Source organism: Mesorhizobium sp. B2-4-2 (assembly GCF_006442845.1).
Taxonomy (GTDB): domain Bacteria; phylum Pseudomonadota; class Alphaproteobacteria; order Rhizobiales; family Rhizobiaceae; genus Mesorhizobium.
Genome location: NZ_VFVM01000015.1, coordinates 19,377 through 36,045, shown reverse-complemented (window position 1 = coordinate 36,045; position 16,669 = coordinate 19,377). Strand labels below are relative to the sequence as shown.

At 64.8% G+C, this 16,669-nt stretch carries 17 protein-coding genes and 1 pseudogene; 13 read left to right on the top strand and 5 right to left on the bottom strand.

The features are described from left to right. Positions 1-371 precede the first annotated feature (371 nt). From FJ942_RS25305 to FJ942_RS25270, 8 genes and pseudogenes are all read left to right on the top strand, one after another. Positions 372-911: a sigma-70 family RNA polymerase sigma factor gene (locus FJ942_RS25305; RefSeq protein WP_140500476.1), complete on the top strand. Its 540-nt coding sequence runs from the start codon at positions 372-374 to the stop codon at positions 909-911. Next, complete coding sequence (locus tag FJ942_RS25300; RefSeq protein WP_140899311.1) at positions 908-1,801, top strand: anti-sigma factor; 894 nt, start codon at positions 908-910, stop codon at positions 1,799-1,801. Before FJ942_RS25305 ends, FJ942_RS25300 begins: the two co-directional genes overlap by 4 nt. Before the next feature lie 94 nt (positions 1,802-1,895). Beyond that, on the top strand, positions 1,896-2,393 hold the full coding sequence (gene purE / locus FJ942_RS25295) for a 5-(carboxyamino)imidazole ribonucleotide mutase (RefSeq protein WP_140740647.1): 498 nt from the start codon (positions 1,896-1,898) through the stop codon (positions 2,391-2,393). After that, a complete protein-coding gene (locus tag FJ942_RS25290; RefSeq protein WP_140899309.1) occupies positions 2,390-3,466 on the top strand; it encodes a 5-(carboxyamino)imidazole ribonucleotide synthase in 1,077 nt (358 codons plus the stop codon). Before purE ends, FJ942_RS25290 begins: the two co-directional genes overlap by 4 nt. A gap of 274 nt (positions 3,467-3,740) precedes the next feature. Further along, complete coding sequence (gene ykgO / locus FJ942_RS25285) at positions 3,741-3,866, top strand: type B 50S ribosomal protein L36 (protein WP_125004464.1); 126 nt, start codon at positions 3,741-3,743, stop codon at positions 3,864-3,866. A gap of 107 nt (positions 3,867-3,973) precedes the next feature. Then, positions 3,974-4,612 carry a hypothetical protein gene (locus tag FJ942_RS25280; protein WP_140500468.1) on the top strand — a complete coding sequence of 213 codons (639 nt, stop codon included), beginning with the start codon at positions 3,974-3,976 and terminating at the stop codon, positions 4,610-4,612. A gap of 122 nt (positions 4,613-4,734) precedes the next feature. Beyond that, positions 4,735-5,802, top strand: a complete 1,068-nt coding sequence (locus tag FJ942_RS25275; protein ID WP_140816255.1) for an alpha/beta hydrolase — start codon at positions 4,735-4,737, stop codon at positions 5,800-5,802. Positions 5,803-5,854: 52 nt separating this feature from the next. Next, a pseudogene (locus FJ942_RS25270) lies at positions 5,855-6,318 on the top strand (hypothetical protein). 15 nt (positions 6,319-6,333) lie between these two features. Here the strand turns inward: FJ942_RS25270 and pyk are convergent. After that, complete coding sequence (gene pyk, locus FJ942_RS25265; RefSeq protein WP_140493391.1) at positions 6,334-7,767, bottom strand: pyruvate kinase; 1,434 nt, start codon at positions 7,765-7,767, stop codon at positions 6,334-6,336. Further along, positions 7,764-8,252, bottom strand: a complete 489-nt coding sequence (locus FJ942_RS25260) for a DUF1036 domain-containing protein (RefSeq protein ID WP_140493388.1) — start codon at positions 8,250-8,252, stop codon at positions 7,764-7,766. The genes pyk and FJ942_RS25260 overlap by 4 nt, the downstream gene beginning before the upstream one ends. 246 nt (positions 8,253-8,498) lie before the next feature. On the opposite strand from FJ942_RS25260, the gene FJ942_RS25255 reads away from it, so the two are divergent. The 3 genes from FJ942_RS25255 to FJ942_RS25245 all read left to right on the top strand — a co-directional run bounded on the left by FJ942_RS25255 (position 8,499) and on the right by FJ942_RS25245 (position 10,925). Next, positions 8,499-9,296 (top strand): N-formylglutamate amidohydrolase, encoded by a 798-nt coding sequence (locus FJ942_RS25255; protein WP_140493385.1) that lies wholly within the window; start codon positions 8,499-8,501, stop codon positions 9,294-9,296. A gap of 10 nt (positions 9,297-9,306) precedes the next feature. Continuing rightward, complete coding sequence (locus tag FJ942_RS25250) at positions 9,307-9,615, top strand: DUF1244 domain-containing protein (protein WP_140493382.1); 309 nt, start codon at positions 9,307-9,309, stop codon at positions 9,613-9,615. 128 nt (positions 9,616-9,743) lie between these two features. Next, a complete protein-coding gene (locus FJ942_RS25245; protein ID WP_140625000.1) occupies positions 9,744-10,925 on the top strand; it encodes an MFS transporter in 1,182 nt (393 codons plus the stop codon). On the opposite strand, the gene FJ942_RS25240 is transcribed toward FJ942_RS25245, so the two are convergent. Next, positions 10,883-11,797: a LysR family transcriptional regulator gene (locus FJ942_RS25240; protein WP_140566909.1), complete on the bottom strand. Its 915-nt coding sequence runs from the start codon at positions 11,795-11,797 to the stop codon at positions 10,883-10,885. The genes FJ942_RS25245 and FJ942_RS25240 overlap by 43 nt on opposite strands. 116 nt (positions 11,798-11,913) lie before the next feature. Here FJ942_RS25240 and FJ942_RS25235 point away from each other — a divergent pair, with 116 nt between their 5' ends. Next, positions 11,914-12,123 (top strand): DUF680 domain-containing protein, encoded by a 210-nt coding sequence (locus tag FJ942_RS25235; RefSeq protein WP_140493372.1) that lies wholly within the window; start codon positions 11,914-11,916, stop codon positions 12,121-12,123. Positions 12,124-12,191: 68 nt separating this feature from the next. Continuing rightward, a complete protein-coding gene (locus FJ942_RS25230; RefSeq protein ID WP_140566906.1) occupies positions 12,192-13,148 on the top strand; it encodes an SDR family oxidoreductase in 957 nt (318 codons plus the stop codon). Positions 13,149-13,204: 56 nt separating this feature from the next. Here the strand turns inward: FJ942_RS25230 and FJ942_RS25225 are convergent, their stop codons facing one another. Together FJ942_RS25225 and FJ942_RS25220 are read right to left on the bottom strand one after the other, a co-directional pair. Continuing rightward, a complete protein-coding gene (locus tag FJ942_RS25225; protein WP_140493366.1) occupies positions 13,205-13,363 on the bottom strand; it encodes a DUF3309 family protein in 159 nt (52 codons plus the stop codon). Positions 13,364-13,460: 97 nt separating this feature from the next. Further along, the gene (locus tag FJ942_RS25220) at positions 13,461-16,637 is read right to left on the bottom strand and encodes an efflux RND transporter permease subunit (protein WP_140517580.1); all 3,177 of its coding nucleotides are present in this window, start codon (positions 16,635-16,637) and stop codon (positions 13,461-13,463) included. Positions 16,638-16,669: the final 32 nt, after the last annotated feature.

The window sequence follows — 16,669 nt, the reverse complement described above, 5'->3', positions numbered from 1 at the left end:
GGCTGATCACGTGACTGTGAACAGCCGGATGCGTACGCGGCGGGAATAAATCTCGGCCGCAACGGGTCTCCTCGACATAGGCCGCTACAGGCGTTGAGGAGATCCGCATGTCCGTCATCATGAACACGACAGCGAACATGGCCGCGGCGTCGGCCGCCATGTGCTGGAGCGCATGACCTCAACCGGCCTCTCTCCCATGATGCACGGCTTTCCCATTGCGCTTGACACTGGTGACGCAGATGAATTCACTTTCGCCACGGCAGGCGGCTTTGCCTGTTGCCGAGGGTTTCGCCCGCACGGGCGGGGCGAGACCGCCGGTATTGCTTGAAAGCGCACGGCCTGTTCCTCGTGGAGTATCGGATGGTGCTGCTTTGAGCGAGAAGGCCGGAGCCGAGCGCTTCAGCGAGGTGGTGCTGCCTCATCTCGGTGACGCGCTGGCGCTTGCCCGCTGGTTGACCGGCAATGGCGCCGATGCCGAGGACGTCGTGCAGGACGCCTGCATAAAGGCGCATGCGGGCATATCAGGCTATGCCGGCGGCAATGCCCGCGCCTGGCTGCTGACCATCGTGCGCAACACCGCCTATACCTGGATGTCGCGCAACCGGCCGCGCGGCATGTTGGCCGTCGGTGATCTCGGCGATCTCGACGAGATGGCGGCGGCACACGGCATCAGCGTGCCGGACGAATATGGTCCGGAGGCAAGCCTGATCGCCAAGGCCGACACGGTGGCGCTTGAAACGGCGATAGCAGCCCTGCCGCAGCCGTTTCGCGAGACGCTTGTGCTGCGCGACATCAGCGGCCTCAGCTATCGCGAGATAGCGGCCATGCTCGGCGTGCCGATGGGCACGGTGATGTCCAGGCTGGCCCGCGCGCGGAGCCTGCTTATGTCTGACCTGGGGAGAGCGCCATGACCATGCATGACGATGGACTGCCCAATGATCCGGAAGGCATCAGGCTGATGATCCACGCCCTCGTCGATGGCGAACTTGATGCAGCGGCCGCGCTTGCGGTGGAGCGGCGCATTGCGGCCGATCCGCGGCTTGCCTCAGAGCATGCCCGCATCGTGGCCTTGCGGGGCGCGGTCAGCCGCCTGCCGCACCCAGATGTCGGCGGCGCCTTTCGCGCGCGCATCGCGGCCATTGGCGCCGCGCCCACCGCACAGCCGGCAGGCGGAACGGCCAAGCCGCAGCAGGGCTCGCCGGTGCCCCCGGGGGTGCTTGCCCCGGGCGGGGGAGGCCAGAGGCGAAACGCCGATACGCGGCTGTCACCAAGTCGAGCGCGCCGCTTCGGCTCGTTCGACTGGCGCGCTCTTGCCGCCTCGATCATGATCAGCGCGGTGCTGGCCAGCGGGGCAACGCAATGGGTGATGGTCAACGGCGCGTCCGACAGCTTCGCCGCGGCGGTCGCCAGCGGCCATCGCCGCAGCCTGCTTGCCGCCAGCCCGATCGACATCGTCTCGTCGGATCGCCATACGGTAAAACCCTGGCTCGACGCCCGGATCGGCGTGTCGCCGCCGGCACCGGATCTTGCCAAGGACGGTTTTGCGCTGATCGGCGGCCGGGTCGAGGTGATTTCCGGCCGCCCGGTGCCGGCACTTGTCTACCGCCACCGCGAGCATCTGATCACGCTGGTCGCCGAACCGCAGCAGGGCGGCAAGGTCAGCGAGCCTGACGATCTTTCCTCGGGCGGCTTTTCGCTGGTGCAGTGGAGCGACGGCGCCTTCTCCTACTGGGCGATCTCCGACATGGAGCGGCCCGAACTCGACGATTTCGTCGCCCGCTTCCGCAAGGCTGCGGCATAGGCCGATTTCCCGGCCGGACGCCGGCAATGCCCCGCATCCTTGCCGCCGCCGCCGAATTCCGCTAAGGCGCGCCTTTGTCGCCGGGAGCAGAAGCTTGGACAATCAACGCGCCGACGTCGCCATTATCATGGGCAGCCAGTCCGACTGGGCGACCATGCGCCATGCCGCCGAGACACTGGAGGCGCTTGGCATCCCGCACAAACGGCTGATCGTCTCGGCGCACCGCACCCCCGACCGGCTCTATGACTTCGCCAAGGGCGCCAAGGCCGCCGGCTACAAGGTCATCATCGCCGGTGCGGGCGGTGCGGCGCACCTGCCCGGCATGACGGCGGCGATGACACCGCTGCCGGTGTTCGGCGTGCCGGTGGAATCCAAAGCCCTGTCGGGACAGGATTCACTGCTGTCCATCGTCCAGATGCCGGCCGGCATCCCGGTGGGGACGCTGGCCATCGGCAAGGCTGGTGCGGCCAATGCCGCCCTGTTGGCCGCCGCCGTGCTGGCGCTCAACGACGACAAGCTTGCCGGGCGGCTCGATGCCTGGCGCGCCTCGCAGACCGCCAAGGTCGCGGCCGAACCCACGGACACGCCGTGAGCCTGCCCGCCGGATCGACCATCGGCATCATTGGCGGCGGCCAGCTCGGCCGCATGCTGGCAATGGCCGCCGCTCGCCTCGGCTACCCCACCGTGGTGCTGGAGCCGCAGCCGGATTGCCCCGCGGCGCAGGTCGCCAACCGTCAGGTCACCGCCGCCTACGACGACCCCGCCGCGCTTGCCGAATTGGCCGAGGCAAGTGCCGTCGTCACCTATGAATTCGAGAACGTTCCGGTTGCCGCCGCCGAGGCGCTCGCCGCAAAGGTGCCGGTCTATCCGCCTGCGCGCGCGCTTGATGTGGCGCAGGACCGGGTGACCGAAAAGACATTTCTCAACGGCATCGGCATTGCCACGGCGGATTTCCGCGCGGTCGACAATGACGGCGAGCTGACCGCAGCGCTGAAATCCTTTGGCGGCAGCGGCATATTGAAGACGCGGCGCATGGGCTATGACGGCAAGGGCCAGCGCGTCTTCCGTGACATGCAAGCCGGCGGCTTCGCCGGCACCTGCGAGGCCATGGGCAGCGTGCCGCTGGTCCTCGAGGCCTTCGTTTCCTTTGAGCGCGAAGTCTCCGTCATCGCCGCGCGCGGCATCGATGGCGTCGTCGCCGCCTACGATCCGGCCGAGAACGTCCACCGCAACGGCATTCTCCACACATCGACCGTGCCGGCCGCGATCGCGCCCCGGACAGCCGAGGCGGCCCGGACAGCGGCGGTGAAGATCCTGTCGGCGCTCGACTATGTCGGCGTCATCGGCGTCGAGTTCTTCGTGCTGGCCGATGGCTCGCTGCTGGCCAACGAGATCGCGCCGCGCGTCCACAATTCAGGCCACTGGACGGAAGCCGCCTGCACCGTTTCGCAGTTCGAGCAGCATATCCGCGCCGTGGCCGGCCTGCCGCTCGGCGACCCGCGACACCATTCCGACTGCGTGATGGAGAACCTGATCGGCGACAATATCTCGCGCGTTCCGGAATTGCTGGCGGAGCCCGACCTGATGCTGCATCTCTACGGCAAGGCCGCAGCGCGGCCCGGCCGCAAGATGGGCCATTTCACCCGGATCAGCCGCCGCGCCTGACAGCAATCTCGACGCCGCGAGCTACCGGGCAGGAAAACTCGGCGCATGGCGTTCTCAAGTCACGTGGCGACCACCACATCATACCAGCCGGTGCCGAGCCATTGGCCGATTGCGGATATTTGACGACACCGGGCATTCATCTCCGCTACCGGGCATGCTTGCGGTTGACACGGACAAGGCTCCTCGTTTATGAGCCACCCACAGTTCAAAGGCGCGTCTTCTGGCGCGCCTTAAAATTTCGACCCGGACCGGGTCCACACCGACAGGCAAGACCATGAAGATCAAGAATTCGCTCAAGGCGCTGAAGGCGCGTCATCGCGACAACCGTCTGGTTCGCCGCAAGGGCCGCGTCTACATCATCAACAAGACCGCCCCCCGCTATAAGGCGCGCCAGGGCTGAGCTTCGTCGCGAGGCTTTTGCCTCCGCAGTTGGTGTTTATCGTCGGTCCGCCGGCCGTTCACGCTAAATCAGTTTGACGTTCCGCCGCCCGGGACTAGATTCGGGCGATGCGGATTCTTTTTGCATTTTTGACGGTCCTTCTCTTTTGCAGCGCCATCTCGTTGCCGGCGCGGGCCGATGATCGGGCGGTCGTGCAAGCGGCCCCAGAGCCGGCGCCTCCGGATGCCCAGCCAGTGCCGCAAGCCGCGCCTCCCGCAATGAACAGGGAAGCCCGCCTCGACAAGCTGTTTGCCGATCTCAAGCGCGAGCGCAACGAAAAGGCGGCAGAGCGTATCGCCGGCATCATCTGGAGCGAATGGTCCCAGTCGGGCAGCGCCTCGATCGACCTGATGATGCAATGGTCGCAGAAGGCGCTCGAGAACCAGAAATTCGACGTAGCGCTCGATTTCCTCGACCAGGTGGTCACCTTGCAGCCGGCCTATGCCGAGGGCTGGAACCGGCGCGCCACGGTGCATTTCATGATGAAGAACTACGGCAAGTCGATGTCCGACATCGACCATACGTTGCAACTCGAACCACGCCATTTCGGCGCGCTGTCGGGCCTGGCGCAGATCATGACCGTGACCGGACGCAAGCAATCGGCGCTCGAGGCCTGGCAGAAGGTCCTTGCCATCTATCCGATGCTGCGCAGCGCCCAGGATCAAGTCGGCACGCTTTCGGAAGAGCTCGCCGGCGAAGGCATTTGATATTTTAAGGGAGTAGGGAAATAGGGCAGTAAGGCAGTAGGAAAGAGATCGCCCGGAAATACTTGCCCTACTCCCCTACTCCCCTACTCCCCTACTCCCCTACTCCCTCTCGTATATCCCACATGAACCTGCTCTATGCCGTCTTCGCCTTCCTTCTGGCGCTCGTCTTTGGCTTTGTCGGCATCACCCGCGTCGGCTCCTGGCTGATCGAGCGCCGCAACCCGGCCGTCGGCGAATTCATCGACATCGATGGCGCGCGCATCCATTATGTCCACGTTCCTGGCCACGCCAAGGCCGACCTGCCGCCTGTTGTCTTCATCCACGGCGCCAGCGCCAATCTCAGGGATCAGATGCTGCCGCTCAGGCCGTTGCTCGAAGGGCGCGCCGAATTGCTGTTCTTCGACCGGCCGGGATTCGGTTGGTCGGGACGCGGGCCCGGCAACAACGAGGATCCGTGGTCGCAGGCCGACACCGTCGCCGCGCTGATGGACCATCTCGGCATGAAGCAGGCTATCATCGTCGGCCATTCCTTCGGTGGCGCGGTGACGACCGCCTTCGGCCGCGAGCATGCCGACAAGACGCTCGGGCTGGTATTCCTGGCACCGGCAACCCATCCGTGGCCCGGCGGCGCAACCGCCTGGTACTACGACCTGACCACCATTCCGGTGATCGGCCGGCTGTTCTCCGAAACGCTGAGCTATCCGGCAGGAATGCTGCGGATCGCCGACGCTACGACCTGCGTCTTCTCGCCCAACAAAGTGCCGGACAATTATGTCGCCGAGGCCTCGATCCCGCTGGTGCTGAGACCGTCGGCCTTCCGCGCAAATGCCAGCGATGTCGCCGGCCTCTACCGCTATGCGCTTGGGGCCGCGCCGCGCTACGCCGAGATCAAGGCGCCGACCGTGGTCATCTCGGGCAATCGAGACAAGGTCGTCTACGCCCATATCCATTCGGTCGGCCTCGAGCGCAACATTGCCGGCGCCGAACTGGTCTGGGTGCGCAATCTCGGCCACAAGCCGGACTGGATCGCGTCTGATCTGGTCGTTGGCGCTATCGAGAAGGCCGCCGGCAGGAGCGTGGATCTGGAGGCGATGGCAAGGGCGGTGGAAGCGCGGATCGCCGGCGATGCCTATGGCGCCGGAAAATGCGCCGACCTCAAGGAACCCGAAGCGGAGTTGGCGCCGACCTGATGTGCGTCTTCCGACAACGGTCGTCGAAAAACGGTATCGGGGCCAGAGCGGCATGTACGTCCTGAAACACGGCATAAAGAAAAATCCCGAAAAATTCTGGGCGCTGCCGGACCGCATCTTCTTCGGTTACGGCGCCTGCCCCATCCTTGCGGGCGTCTTTCTCAGCTATCCTCCCCTGGACGGATTTTACGGCGAGCGGATCATTCCAAGCGGGAACGATTCCGGAAACCATATCTATGTGACCAACGGCGTGATCGCCTTCGACTGCCATGGCTATTCCAGCCGCGAACGGCTTCTGGAACACCACAAACGAGGATGGGCTTCGCACAGCGCCGACTGGCACTGCACGCTGGAAAAGGTCGATTTCGATCTGTTCGACACTGCCGAACTTAATCGGCGAAAGATGCGGGGACCGGATCAATATCTGCAAGATCCCATACCCGCGCGCGTCGCTTCCTTCAGCGCATTGACCACGCCGCAGCGGCAACAAGAGCTCTCAAGATCGCAACGCGGTGAAGCCCTCCGGGGCGCTTATCGAGTGCCCAAGTCCGATCCGACATAGGCGATGCGCAGCATATTGGTCGAACCGGGCGTCCTCAGCGGCACGCCGGCGGTGATGATGACGCGGTCGCCGGGCTTGCCGAATTCCTCTTCAAGCGCGATGCGGCAGGCGCGATCGACCATGTCGTCGAGATCGGTGGCATCGGGGGAGACGACGCAGTGCGTGCCCCACAGCAGCGACAGCCGCCGCGCCGTGTTGACGATCGGCGACAGGGCCACGATCGGCACCTGCGGGCGCTCGCGCGCGGCGCGCAGGCCCGTGGTGCCGGAAGCCGTGTAGGTGATGATCGCCGACAGTTTCAGCGTCTCGGCGATTTCGCGAGCCGCCAGCGAGATCGCATCGGCGCCGGTTGCTTCAGGCTCGGAACGCTGGGCGTTGATGATGCCTGCATAGGTCGGATCGGTTTCCACCTTGGTGGCGATGCGGTTCATCATCGCCACCGCTTCCACCGGATAGGCGCCCGCGGCCGATTCGGCCGAAAGCATGATGGCGTCGGCGCCTTCGAAGACGGCGATCGAAACGTCGGAGACTTCCGCGCGGGTCGGCACGGGCGCGGTGATCATCGATTCCAGCATCTGCGTGGCGACCACCACCGGCTTGCCGGCGCGGCGCGCTGCGCGCGTGATCTGCTTCTGAATCCCGGGCACTGCTTCCAGCGGCATCTCGACGCCGAGATCGCCGCGCGCGACCATCAGCGCGTCTGAGAGTTCAATGATTTCGGCCAGACGGGCAACCGCCTGCGGCTTCTCGATCTTGGCCATGATCAGCGCCCGGCCGCGCGCGATCTTGCGCGCTTCGGCAAGGTCCTCCGGCCGCTGCACGAAGGACAGCGCTATCCAGTCGACGCCGGTGGCGAGCACCGCGTCGAGATCCCTGCGGTCCTTCTCGGTCAGCGCGCCGACCGGCAGGTCGGTATCGGGCAGGCTGACGCCCTTTCTGTCGGAAATCGTCGTGCCGGCAACGACGGTGCAGACGATCGCCTTGCCATTGGCCTTCACCGCTTTCAGCTCCAGCTTTCCGTCGTCGATCAGCAGCCGGTGGCCGGCCTCGACCGAACTCAGGATTTCGGGATGCGGCAGATAGACCCTGGCCGCGGTGCCGGGCTCGGGATTGTCGTCGAGCGTGAAGGTCTGGCCGACGGTCAGCACCTCCTTGCCGTTGGCGAACTTGCCGACGCGCAGCTTGGGTCCTTGCAGGTCGGCAAGGATGCCGATCGGCCTTCCGACCGTCTCCTCGACGGCGCGGATGCGTCCGACGAGCGTGCGCATCAACTCGTGATCGGTATGGCTCATGTTGATGCGGAACACATCGGCGCCCGCTTCGAACAGCTTCTTCAGCATTTCCTCGGAAGAGGAGGCCGGACCGATGGTGGCTAGGATCTTGACCTTGCGGCTGCGTCTCATTGACTGTTTGTTCCCGGGGCGGCTGGCGCGCCTCCCGTTGCGGGGTCGTCGGTTAGCTGGACCATCCAGCTTGCCTGCTCGCCCGTGTCGTATTCCTGGAATCCGGCGCGCTGGAAGCCCCGGGCGACGCAATCGGTGACGCCGGCGATCTTGAACTCTTTTTCAGCCACGCACATGTTGATCGGGCCGTCCCAGCGTCCGCCGCGCTCGGCGTCTTCTGCATAAAGATAGTAAAACCTTGATGACAGCGGCCCTTCGATCAGCGTCTTGCAGCTCGATCCTTCGATGTGCCACCAGCCCTCGGTGATCCAGCCGGCCTTGGCACGATAGCCGATGCCGACGCCGACCAGGTTTTGCGTCGCGTTGCAGACGCGGAAATCAGCGCGTGCAGGCGAGGCCGCAACCATCGCGGACAAACCCACGGCGAGCGTCAGGAGCGGCATGGCGAAGGCGAAGCGCACGCGCCGCCCGCCGGCGGAACTCATCCTGAAACCCCTCAAGAACCACATCAGCATCTCTCTGCGCCCCTTTTCGGAAAAGTCCGGGCGCATGTCAACGCGCCGTTTTGTCCAATTCCAATCGATTTAAGAAGGCTCCCGGCGCGCGATCCGTCGCCCCTTGCCAGATTTCAGCGGAAACCTTGGCCAAACAACGGCATTGCGCCCGCGTCGTCTTCGTGGAAAGACGATAGCATCCTCCCCGGAAGCCAGCGAACAGACCATTTCCCGCCAATGACCCGATCCACAGTTTTCGCGCCTTTCGATGTCGTCGAGGGCGACCGCAAGCGGGGCATGGTGCTGTTGGCCGACCATGCCCGCCGCGACCTGCCTGAAGACTATGGCAGCCTTGGCCTGCCGGCGGCGGCGTTCGACCGCCACATCGCCTATGACATCGGCGTCGAGGCGGTGACGCGCGAACTCGCTGCGTTGCTCGATGTGCCAGCGGTGCTCGCCAATTTTTCGCGGCTGCTGATCGATCCCAATCGCGGCGAGGATGATCCGACGCTGATCCGTCAGCTCTATGACGGCACGGTCGTGACGGGAAACTATCCCCTCGCCCCGGAGGAGCGCGAAAGGCGGCTTGACCGCTTCTACCGGCCCTATCACGACGCCGTCGGCGCCATGATCGCCTCGGTCGCGCAGGCTTCCGGCAAGGCACCCTTCATCTTCTCCGTGCATTCCTTCACGCCGGTCATGCAGGGCAGGCAGCGGCCGTGGCATGTCGGCGTACTGTGGGACCGCGACGACCGCGTGGCGCGGCCGCTGATCGACATGTTGGCCGCTGACAAAAACCTCGTTGTCGGCGACAACGAGCCCTATGACGGCGCGCTGCGGGGCGACACCATGTTCAGGCACGCCATCGTCAACGGCTATGCCCACGCGCTGATCGAAATCCGCCAGGACCTGATCGCGACCGGCGGGGATGCGCTTTCGTGGGCTGAGCGTCTGGCGCCGATCGTTGACGCGATCGATCGCCGTCCCGATATACACCAAGTGAAGATGTTCGGCTCGCGCACCGGGCCGTTATGAGGAGGTTTCGATGACCGAACTCAGCGACGAACAGAAACGCGACTTCGAGGCCGCCGCCTTTCGCCGGCTGGTGGCGCATCTGCGTGAGCGTGGCGACGTGCAGAACATCGATTTGATGAACCTCGCCGGCTTCTGCCGCAACTGCCTGTCGAACTGGTATCGCGAGGCCGCGGAAGCCGAAGGCGTCGATCTCAGCAAGGACCAGTCGCGCGAGATCGTCTACGGCATGCCTTACGCGCAATGGCAGGCGCTGCACCAGACCGAAACCTCCGACGCCAAGAAGGCCGAATTCGAGGCCAGGCGACCCAGAGACCACTAGGTGGTCTCTCACGTCCTCGATTACCCTAGGCGTTCGTTTGGCCCAAATGCTTCCCGAGCGCAGCGCTTGACTGAAAATTGAATCGATCTAATTTGCCGCGCAAAGCCACTTTCTGACCGGATTCGCCTATGAACGCGTCGAATGCAATGCAGACCGCCATTCGCGGCCGCTGGGCCGTGGCGGCCATCTTCCTCGCCAACGGCTTCCTGACCGGCAGCTGGGCGCCGCAGATCCCGGTGTTCCTGACCCGCCTGGACATTTCCAAGTTCACTCTGGGGCTTTTGATCCTGCTGTTCGGCGCCGGCGCCGTCACCGCCATGACCTGGTGCGGTCACCTGATTTCGAAACACGGCTCGCGCACCGTGCTGCGCTGGTTTGGCCTCTGCGGCAGCCTCGGTCTGCTGGTCGTGGCGCTGGCGCCCAACGTGCCGCTGGCTGCCGTCGCCATGTTCATCTTTGGCGGCTCCATCGGCGGCATGGATGTCGCCATGAACGCCAATGCGGTGGTGGTCGAGCGGCGGCTGTCGCGCGCGATCATGTCCTCCTCGCATGGCTTCTGGAGCCTCGGCGGTTTCGCCGGCGGTGCCCTTGGCGGCTTTGCCATCCAGAATTACGGCCACCTCGCCCACGCCGCGGTGGTGACGGCGCTTGCCTTAGCGGCGATCGCGGCGGCGGTGCCCTATATCGTCGCCGAGGGCAGGCCGCAGGCTGCGGAGCATCATAAATTCACCTTGCCGGGAAACCCGCTGGTCTACTTCGTCGGCCTGATGGCGCTGCTGACGATGGTCTCCGAAGGCGCCGTACTCGACTGGGCAGCGCTTTATCTCAGGCAGGAACTCGGCGCCGATCTCGCCATTGCCGGTCTCGCCTACGCCGCCTTTTCCGGTGTCATGGCGATCATGCGTTTCTTCGGCGACGGCGTGCGCAATCGTTTCGGGGCCGTGACGACGTTGCGCGGTTCGGCGATCATCGCTGCCGCCGGCATGCTGATCGCAGGCCTGTCGCCCTCACCCTGGCTTGCCATCTCCGCCTTCGCTCTGTGCGGCTTCGGCATCGCCAATATGGTGCCGATCATCTTTTCGGCCGGCGGCAACCAGGAAGGCATGTCATCGGGCACCGGCATGAGCGTCGTCACCACCATGGGCTATTCCGGCATCCTCGTGGCGCCCTCGGCGATCGGCTTCGTCGCCGAGCATTCCAGCTTCGGCCCGATCTTCATCGCCATGTCGGGTCTGCTGATCGTCGTCCTGCTGATGGCCGGATTGGCTCATCGCGCCGAATTCGCTCCCGACGCGGCGCCGGCCGAATAGCGTTTCAGTTCCTCGTGAAGGAAATCCGCCACGCGTCGGATGCGCACGCTGGTGCGCACGTCGCGATGCATGGCCAGCCACACCGGCAGCTTGGGCAGCGGCAGGCCCGGCAGCACATCCTCCACCAGGGGGTCCCGCTTGGCCAGCGGCTCCTGGCCGAGGCCGATGCCGATTCCCGCCCGCACCGCCTCCCAAAGCACGATCTGGTTGTCGGCCCGGAAGCGAAAACTGTTCCGCGTGACCGATATGCCGAAATGCGTAAAGCCTCGGATCATCTCGTCGCTCCGGTCGAAGCCGATCAGCGCGTGGTCGAGCAGGTCGGCCGGCTCGCGCGGGCGGCCGCACCGGTCGAGATAGGCTAGGGAAGCACAGGCGCAGAGCGCGATATCGCAGACCTTGCGCGCCACCAACTCGTTCTGTGTCGGCTTGACCATGCGGATGGCGATGTCGGCATCCCGGCGCAGCAGGTTCTCGACCTGGTTGGAAGCGACGATCTCGACCTCGATGCCGGGCTCCTCGATGCCGAGCCGCGCCATCATGTCGGGCAGCACATAGGCCGCCACCACCTCGCTGGCGGCGATGCGCACCGTCCCTTCGATCGCTTCGACCGAACCCAGCGCCAGCCGTGAAAAAGCGCTCGCCTGCTCGCTCACCGCCTTGCCGCGCTCTAACAGAGTGGCCCCGGCTTCCGTCAGCGCGTAGCCGCTTCGCCCGCGCCGGAAAAGGATGACGCCGAGCGCCTGTTCTAGTTCCGAGATGTGGCGGCCAAGCGTCGGCTGACTTGCCGACAGCTTTCTCGCCGCGGCCGACAGGCTGCCGGTCTCAGCGACCGTGACGAAGCTTTTGATCAGGTTCCAGTCGATATCAGCCATTCACAACTGAATATCAGAACTGCACACATGGTCAATTTCAATTCATTGGTGAGGCAATCATATTCGGCCTGCAAACATCGATACGCCCTGCAACAAGCCAATCAGGAGTAACCCAAATGACCAAGATTGCACTCACCGCCGCTGCCCTCCTCATCGCCGCCAACGCCGCTTTCGCAAGCAGCGACAAGTTCGGCTCGAACAATGCCAGCCAGACGCCTGTCGCCAGCAAAGACAAGACGATCACCACATCGATCGAGAAGTCGAATGCAATCATCCGGAAGCCGGTCGTCCAGGGCAGCAACCGCGACCTCTTCGGCAACCGCTGAACAGACGCCGAGATATCCCCAAGGCGGTGGGCTTGTCCCGTCGCTTCACAGCAAACAGGAGACGAAGAATGACCAAGATTGCAATCCTCGGCGCCAATGGCCGGCTCGGCCGCGTGGTCGCCAAGGCCTTCATCGACGCGGGCTATGATGTCCGCGCCATCACCCGCACCGGCAAGGTGCCGGCTGAGCTTGCAGGCGCGACGGCCGTCGCCGGCGATGCGCTGGACCGCGAGTCTCTGATCCGCGCGACGCAGGGCGTCGACATCATTTTCAACGGCCTGAACCCGATCTACACCGACTGGGGCAAGTGCCTGCCGATGGCCGAGAATGTCATGACCGCCTGCCGAGCCAACGGCACGCTGCATCTCTTCCCCGGCACCGTCTACAATTATGGCTCGCCGATGCCGGCGGTGATCACGGAAGACACGCCGTTCCATCCGACGACCGAGAAAGGGCGGATCCGCTGCGCCATGGAGGAGCTGTTCCGCCGTGAAGCTGAGGCGGGTCGGGTGCGCACGATCATTCTGCGCGCCGGCGATTTCTTCGGCGGCACCGGCAGCGGCTCCTGGTTCGACCTCGTCGTCGCCGCCAAGATGAGCAAGGGCATCTACACCGCGCCCGGCCCGGCCGATCTGGTGCATGAATGGGCCTATCTGCCGGATTTCGCAGTCGGTTTCGTTGCGCTGGCGCGCAATCTCGACAAACTCGGCTCTTACGAGGCGCTGAATTTTCCGGGCCATGCCGTCACCGACATCGAGATCAAGGCGGCCGCCGAAAAGGCGCTCGGACGCAAGCTTAAACTAAGCTTCATGCCGTGGTGGGTGCTGCGCGCCGGCAGCCCGTTCGTGGCGATGTGGCGCGAGATCGTCTCGATGTCCTATCTGCGCTTCGAAGCGCACCGGCTGGTCTCGGCGCGACTGAACGAGGTCATCGGCGAAATCCCGCATACACACCTGGACCAGGCGGTGCATGAAGCGTTGCAGGATATCGGCGTCGCCGTCGGGCCGGCCCACCAAGCAGCGTGACTGCCGAGCGTGCCGAAAAGACGGCAACGGCGTGCTCGGCCGCAAATCGGTGCCGGTCAGATCCGGCCCATCAGAAGCAGGATAAGCACCACGACGAGGACGACGCCGACGATGCCCGACGGCCCGTAACCCCAGGAGCGCGAATGCGGCCATGCCGGCACCGCGCCAATCAGGATCAGGATCAGGATGATGATGAGAATCGTGCTGATCGTCATTTTAGAGCCCTCGCCGTCTGGTTGAATCCGAGGGAACAATGCAAAAGGCCGCCCGGTAGTTCCCGGGCTGCCTTTTGACCTGGCTTGCGAAACCGCTCTATTCGGCGGCCTTCGGGAAGGCGATTGCCGGCTCGGCGTCGCCATCGGCTGCTGGCTCCTGCGGCGAGATCTCTCCCTTGCCGCGTCGCAACAGCCGGCTGAACCACCCTCGCCGCGCGCCTGGCTTGACCTTGGCGCGGGTGAACACCATCAGCATCGACGGCGTCACCACCAGCGTCAGCACGGTGGCGAAGGACAGGCCGAACACGATCGCCGAGGACAGCGAAATCCACCATTGCGTCGAAGGCGCGTTGATCGTCGTCTCATGATGGAAGATCTCGAGGCCGAGGCCGAAGGCGATCGGCAGCACGCCGAGGATAGCCGAAACCGCCGTCAGCACCACCGGGCGGGCACGCTCGCGGCAGGTCTGCAGCACCGCTTCCATCTTGTCCCAGCCCTCCTCGCGCAGCCGGTCATAGGTGTCGATCAGCACGATATTGTTGTTGACCACCACGCCGGCCAGCGCGATGACGCCGATGCCCGACATGACGATGCCGAACGCTTCGCCTGTCAGAAGCAGGCCCAGGAACACGCCGATCGTCGCCATGACCACGCAGGACAGCACCAGCCAGACGCTGGTGAACTTGTTGAACTGCGCCAGCAGCACCAGGAAGATCAGGAAGATCGCCGCGCCGAAGGCCTTGCTGAGGAAGGCGCTCGCTTCCGCGCTGTCCTCGTTGGAGCCGGCGAGCTTCCAGCGGATGCCGCTGCCGAGATCCATGTCCGAGACCGCCTTGGTCACCTGCTCCTGTACGGCGGCGACCTGCGCTCCGGCGGCGACATTGGCCTGCACCACGACGGTGCGCGCGCCGTCGATGCGGTTGAGGATGCCGACCGTCGGCTCGGGCTTGCGCACGACGAAGTTCGAGATCGGCACCGACCCTTGCGACGTCTGCACCCTGAGTTCGTCGAGCGTCGACAGCGTGCGCCGGTCTTCCGGAAGGCGCAGGCGGATGTCGACGGCATCGTCCGCGCCCGCCGGCCGGTATTCCGACAGCTTCAAGCCGTTGGTCACCAGCTGCACCACGGTGCCGACCGAGGTCGGGCTGATGCCGTATTGGGCGGCCTTGGCGCGGTCGACCTCGAGCGCCCAGTCGACGCCGGGCGGCGGCAGGCCGTCCGAAATGTCGATGACGTTGGGCACCTTGGCGATCCGCGCCGCCACTTCGCGCGCCTTGTCGTCGAGCCCGGCGGGATCGGCGGCCGAAAGCCTGATCTGGATCGGCTTGCCGGTCGGCGGGCCGGCCTCCGGCACGCGCACCTCGACGTCGACGCCGGGAATGCCGGCCATGACGCCGCGCAGGTCGCTGAGGATCTGGTTGGCGGATTTGCGCTCGCGCCAGTCGACGAACTCGTACTGGATCACGCCGACGACGTCCTCGGGAATGTCCTGGCCGCCGCCCTGAGTCTTGCCGGCGCGTGTATAGACCGATTTTACGCCCGGCCAGCCGAGCAGCCTGTTCTCCGCCGTCCTGGTGGCGGCATCCATCTCGGCCAGCGAAAGATTGCCGCGCGCATGCACGTAGAGCAGGCCGTAGTCCGGCTCGACGCTGGGGAAGAACTCGACGCCGGCGCCGTATTTCGAATAGGCGTAGCCGACGCCGAACAGCAGCGCCACGGTGAGCACCAGGACGGTGATCGGGAAGCGCACCGCCTGCTTGACGATGGCCATGTACCAGCCGTCGCGGTTGTCGTCCTCGTGATGCTTCGGCGCCTTGGCGAAGATCGCGCCCAGCGTCGGCGCGAACACCAGCGCATAGAGCATCGAGGCCGACAGCGTGACGATCAGCGTGATCGGCATGTATTTCATGAAGTCGCCGATGATGCCGGGCCAGAACAGCAGCGGCGAGAACGCGGCGATGCGCGTCATCGTCGCCGCGATGACCGGGCCGGCCATGCGCTTGGCGGCGAGCGCGAAGGCATCCGCCTTCGGCATGCCTTCGCTCATGCGCCGCTCGGCGAACTCGGTGACGATGATGGCGTCGTCGACCAGCATGCCGACAGCCAGGATGAGGCTGAACAGCACGATCATGTTGATCGTGTAGCCCATCATGGCAAGCAGCAATATGCCGATCAGGAAGGACGATGGTATGGCCAGCCCGATGAGCAGCGAGGCGCGGCCCGACAGCGCGTAGAGAATGACGATGAACACCAGGATCACGGCGATCATGACGTGGTTCTGGAGGTCACCCAAGAGCTGGTTGACGAAGACCGACTTGTCCTGCGTGTAGGTGACATGCATGCCTTCGGGCATCGTCTTGATGAAGGTGTCGGACACCTCCCTGACATGGTTCAGCGTGTCGATCAGGTTGGCGCCGATGCGCTTCTTCACCTCGATGGCGATGGCCGGCTTGCCGTCGAGGCGAGTGACCGTCTCGGCGTCCTTGAAGGTCGAGCGTATGGTGGCGATGTCCTTGGCCTGCACCACGGCGTTGGGTGTGGCGACGACCGGCAGGTTGGCCACGTCCTCGGGCGTCTCGATCAGCGACGGCACCTTGACCGCGTATTTGCCTTCCGAGCCTTCGAGATTGCCGGCGGCGACCAGGCTGTTGGAGGCGCCGACGCCTTGCATCAGCTGGTCGAGCTGCAGCCCGTAGGAGGACAGCTTCACCGGATCGATGACCACTTCGACCAGATCGTCGCGCGCGCCCTGCAGCGAGCCTTCCAGCACGCCCGGTACCTCTTCGATACGGTCGCGCAGTTCGCGCGCAGCCGCCGTCAGCACGCGCTCCGGCACGTCGCCCGACAGAGTGACGACGAGGACCGGAAACTCGGAAACGTTGACCTCGTTGACCGTCGGCTCCTCGGCCGCCTGCGGCAGGTCGGCCTTGGCGTCCTGCACCTTGCTGCGCGTGTCCTGGAGCGCCGTGGCCAGATTGGTCTGCGGCTGGAACTCGACAAGCACGTAGCCGCCGCCCTGGAAGGCGGCCGAGCGCATCTCCTTGAGGCCCTTTAGGCTCTTCAGCTTGCTTTCCATCGGCCGCAGGAGAAGGCGTTCCGAATCCTCCGGCGAAATGCCCTGGTAGATCAGGCTGATATACATCATCGGGATCGGAACGTCGGGTTCCGCTTCCTTGGGCGTCGACTGATAGGCGACCCAGCCCGCCGCCAGCAGGAACAGCAGGGCGGATATTGTGAGGCGGGCGTTGTGGATTGCGAGTCTGACGATATCCATGACTTGATGCCTGCTGTTTCTTCGGAAGCGGC

What these genes read in the sequence shown, in the direction of transcription:
- FJ942_RS25225 (WP_140493366.1), bottom strand. Translation starts at nt 13,363, where the DNA reads ATGACGATCAGCACGATTCTCATCATCATCCTGATCCTGATCCTGATT.
- FJ942_RS25235 (WP_140493372.1), top strand. Translation starts at nt 11,914, where the DNA reads ATGACCAAGATTGCACTCACCGCCGCTGCCCTCCTCATCGCCGCCAAC.
- FJ942_RS25260 (WP_140493388.1), bottom strand. Translation starts at nt 8,252, where the DNA reads ATGAGTTCCGCCGGCGGGCGGCGCGTGCGCTTCGCCTTCGCCATGCCG.
- FJ942_RS25300 (WP_140899311.1), top strand. Translation starts at nt 908, where the DNA reads ATGACCATGCATGACGATGGACTGCCCAATGATCCGGAAGGCATCAGG.
- FJ942_RS25250 (WP_140493382.1), top strand. Translation starts at nt 9,307, where the DNA reads ATGACCGAACTCAGCGACGAACAGAAACGCGACTTCGAGGCCGCCGCC.
- FJ942_RS25280 (WP_140500468.1), top strand. Translation starts at nt 3,974, where the DNA reads ATGCGGATTCTTTTTGCATTTTTGACGGTCCTTCTCTTTTGCAGCGCC.
- FJ942_RS25240 (WP_140566909.1), bottom strand. Translation starts at nt 11,797, where the DNA reads ATGGCTGATATCGACTGGAACCTGATCAAAAGCTTCGTCACGGTCGCT.
- ykgO (WP_125004464.1), top strand. Translation starts at nt 3,741, where the DNA reads ATGAAGATCAAGAATTCGCTCAAGGCGCTGAAGGCGCGTCATCGCGAC.
- FJ942_RS25245 (WP_140625000.1), top strand. Translation starts at nt 9,744, where the DNA reads ATGAACGCGTCGAATGCAATGCAGACCGCCATTCGCGGCCGCTGGGCC.
- FJ942_RS25220 (WP_140517580.1), bottom strand. Translation starts at nt 16,637, where the DNA reads ATGGATATCGTCAGACTCGCAATCCACAACGCCCGCCTCACAATATCC.
- FJ942_RS25275 (WP_140816255.1), top strand. Translation starts at nt 4,735, where the DNA reads ATGAACCTGCTCTATGCCGTCTTCGCCTTCCTTCTGGCGCTCGTCTTT.
- FJ942_RS25230 (WP_140566906.1), top strand. Translation starts at nt 12,192, where the DNA reads ATGACCAAGATTGCAATCCTCGGCGCCAATGGCCGGCTCGGCCGCGTG.
- FJ942_RS25255 (WP_140493385.1), top strand. Translation starts at nt 8,499, where the DNA reads ATGACCCGATCCACAGTTTTCGCGCCTTTCGATGTCGTCGAGGGCGAC.
- pyk (WP_140493391.1), bottom strand. Translation starts at nt 7,767, where the DNA reads ATGAGACGCAGCCGCAAGGTCAAGATCCTAGCCACCATCGGTCCGGCC.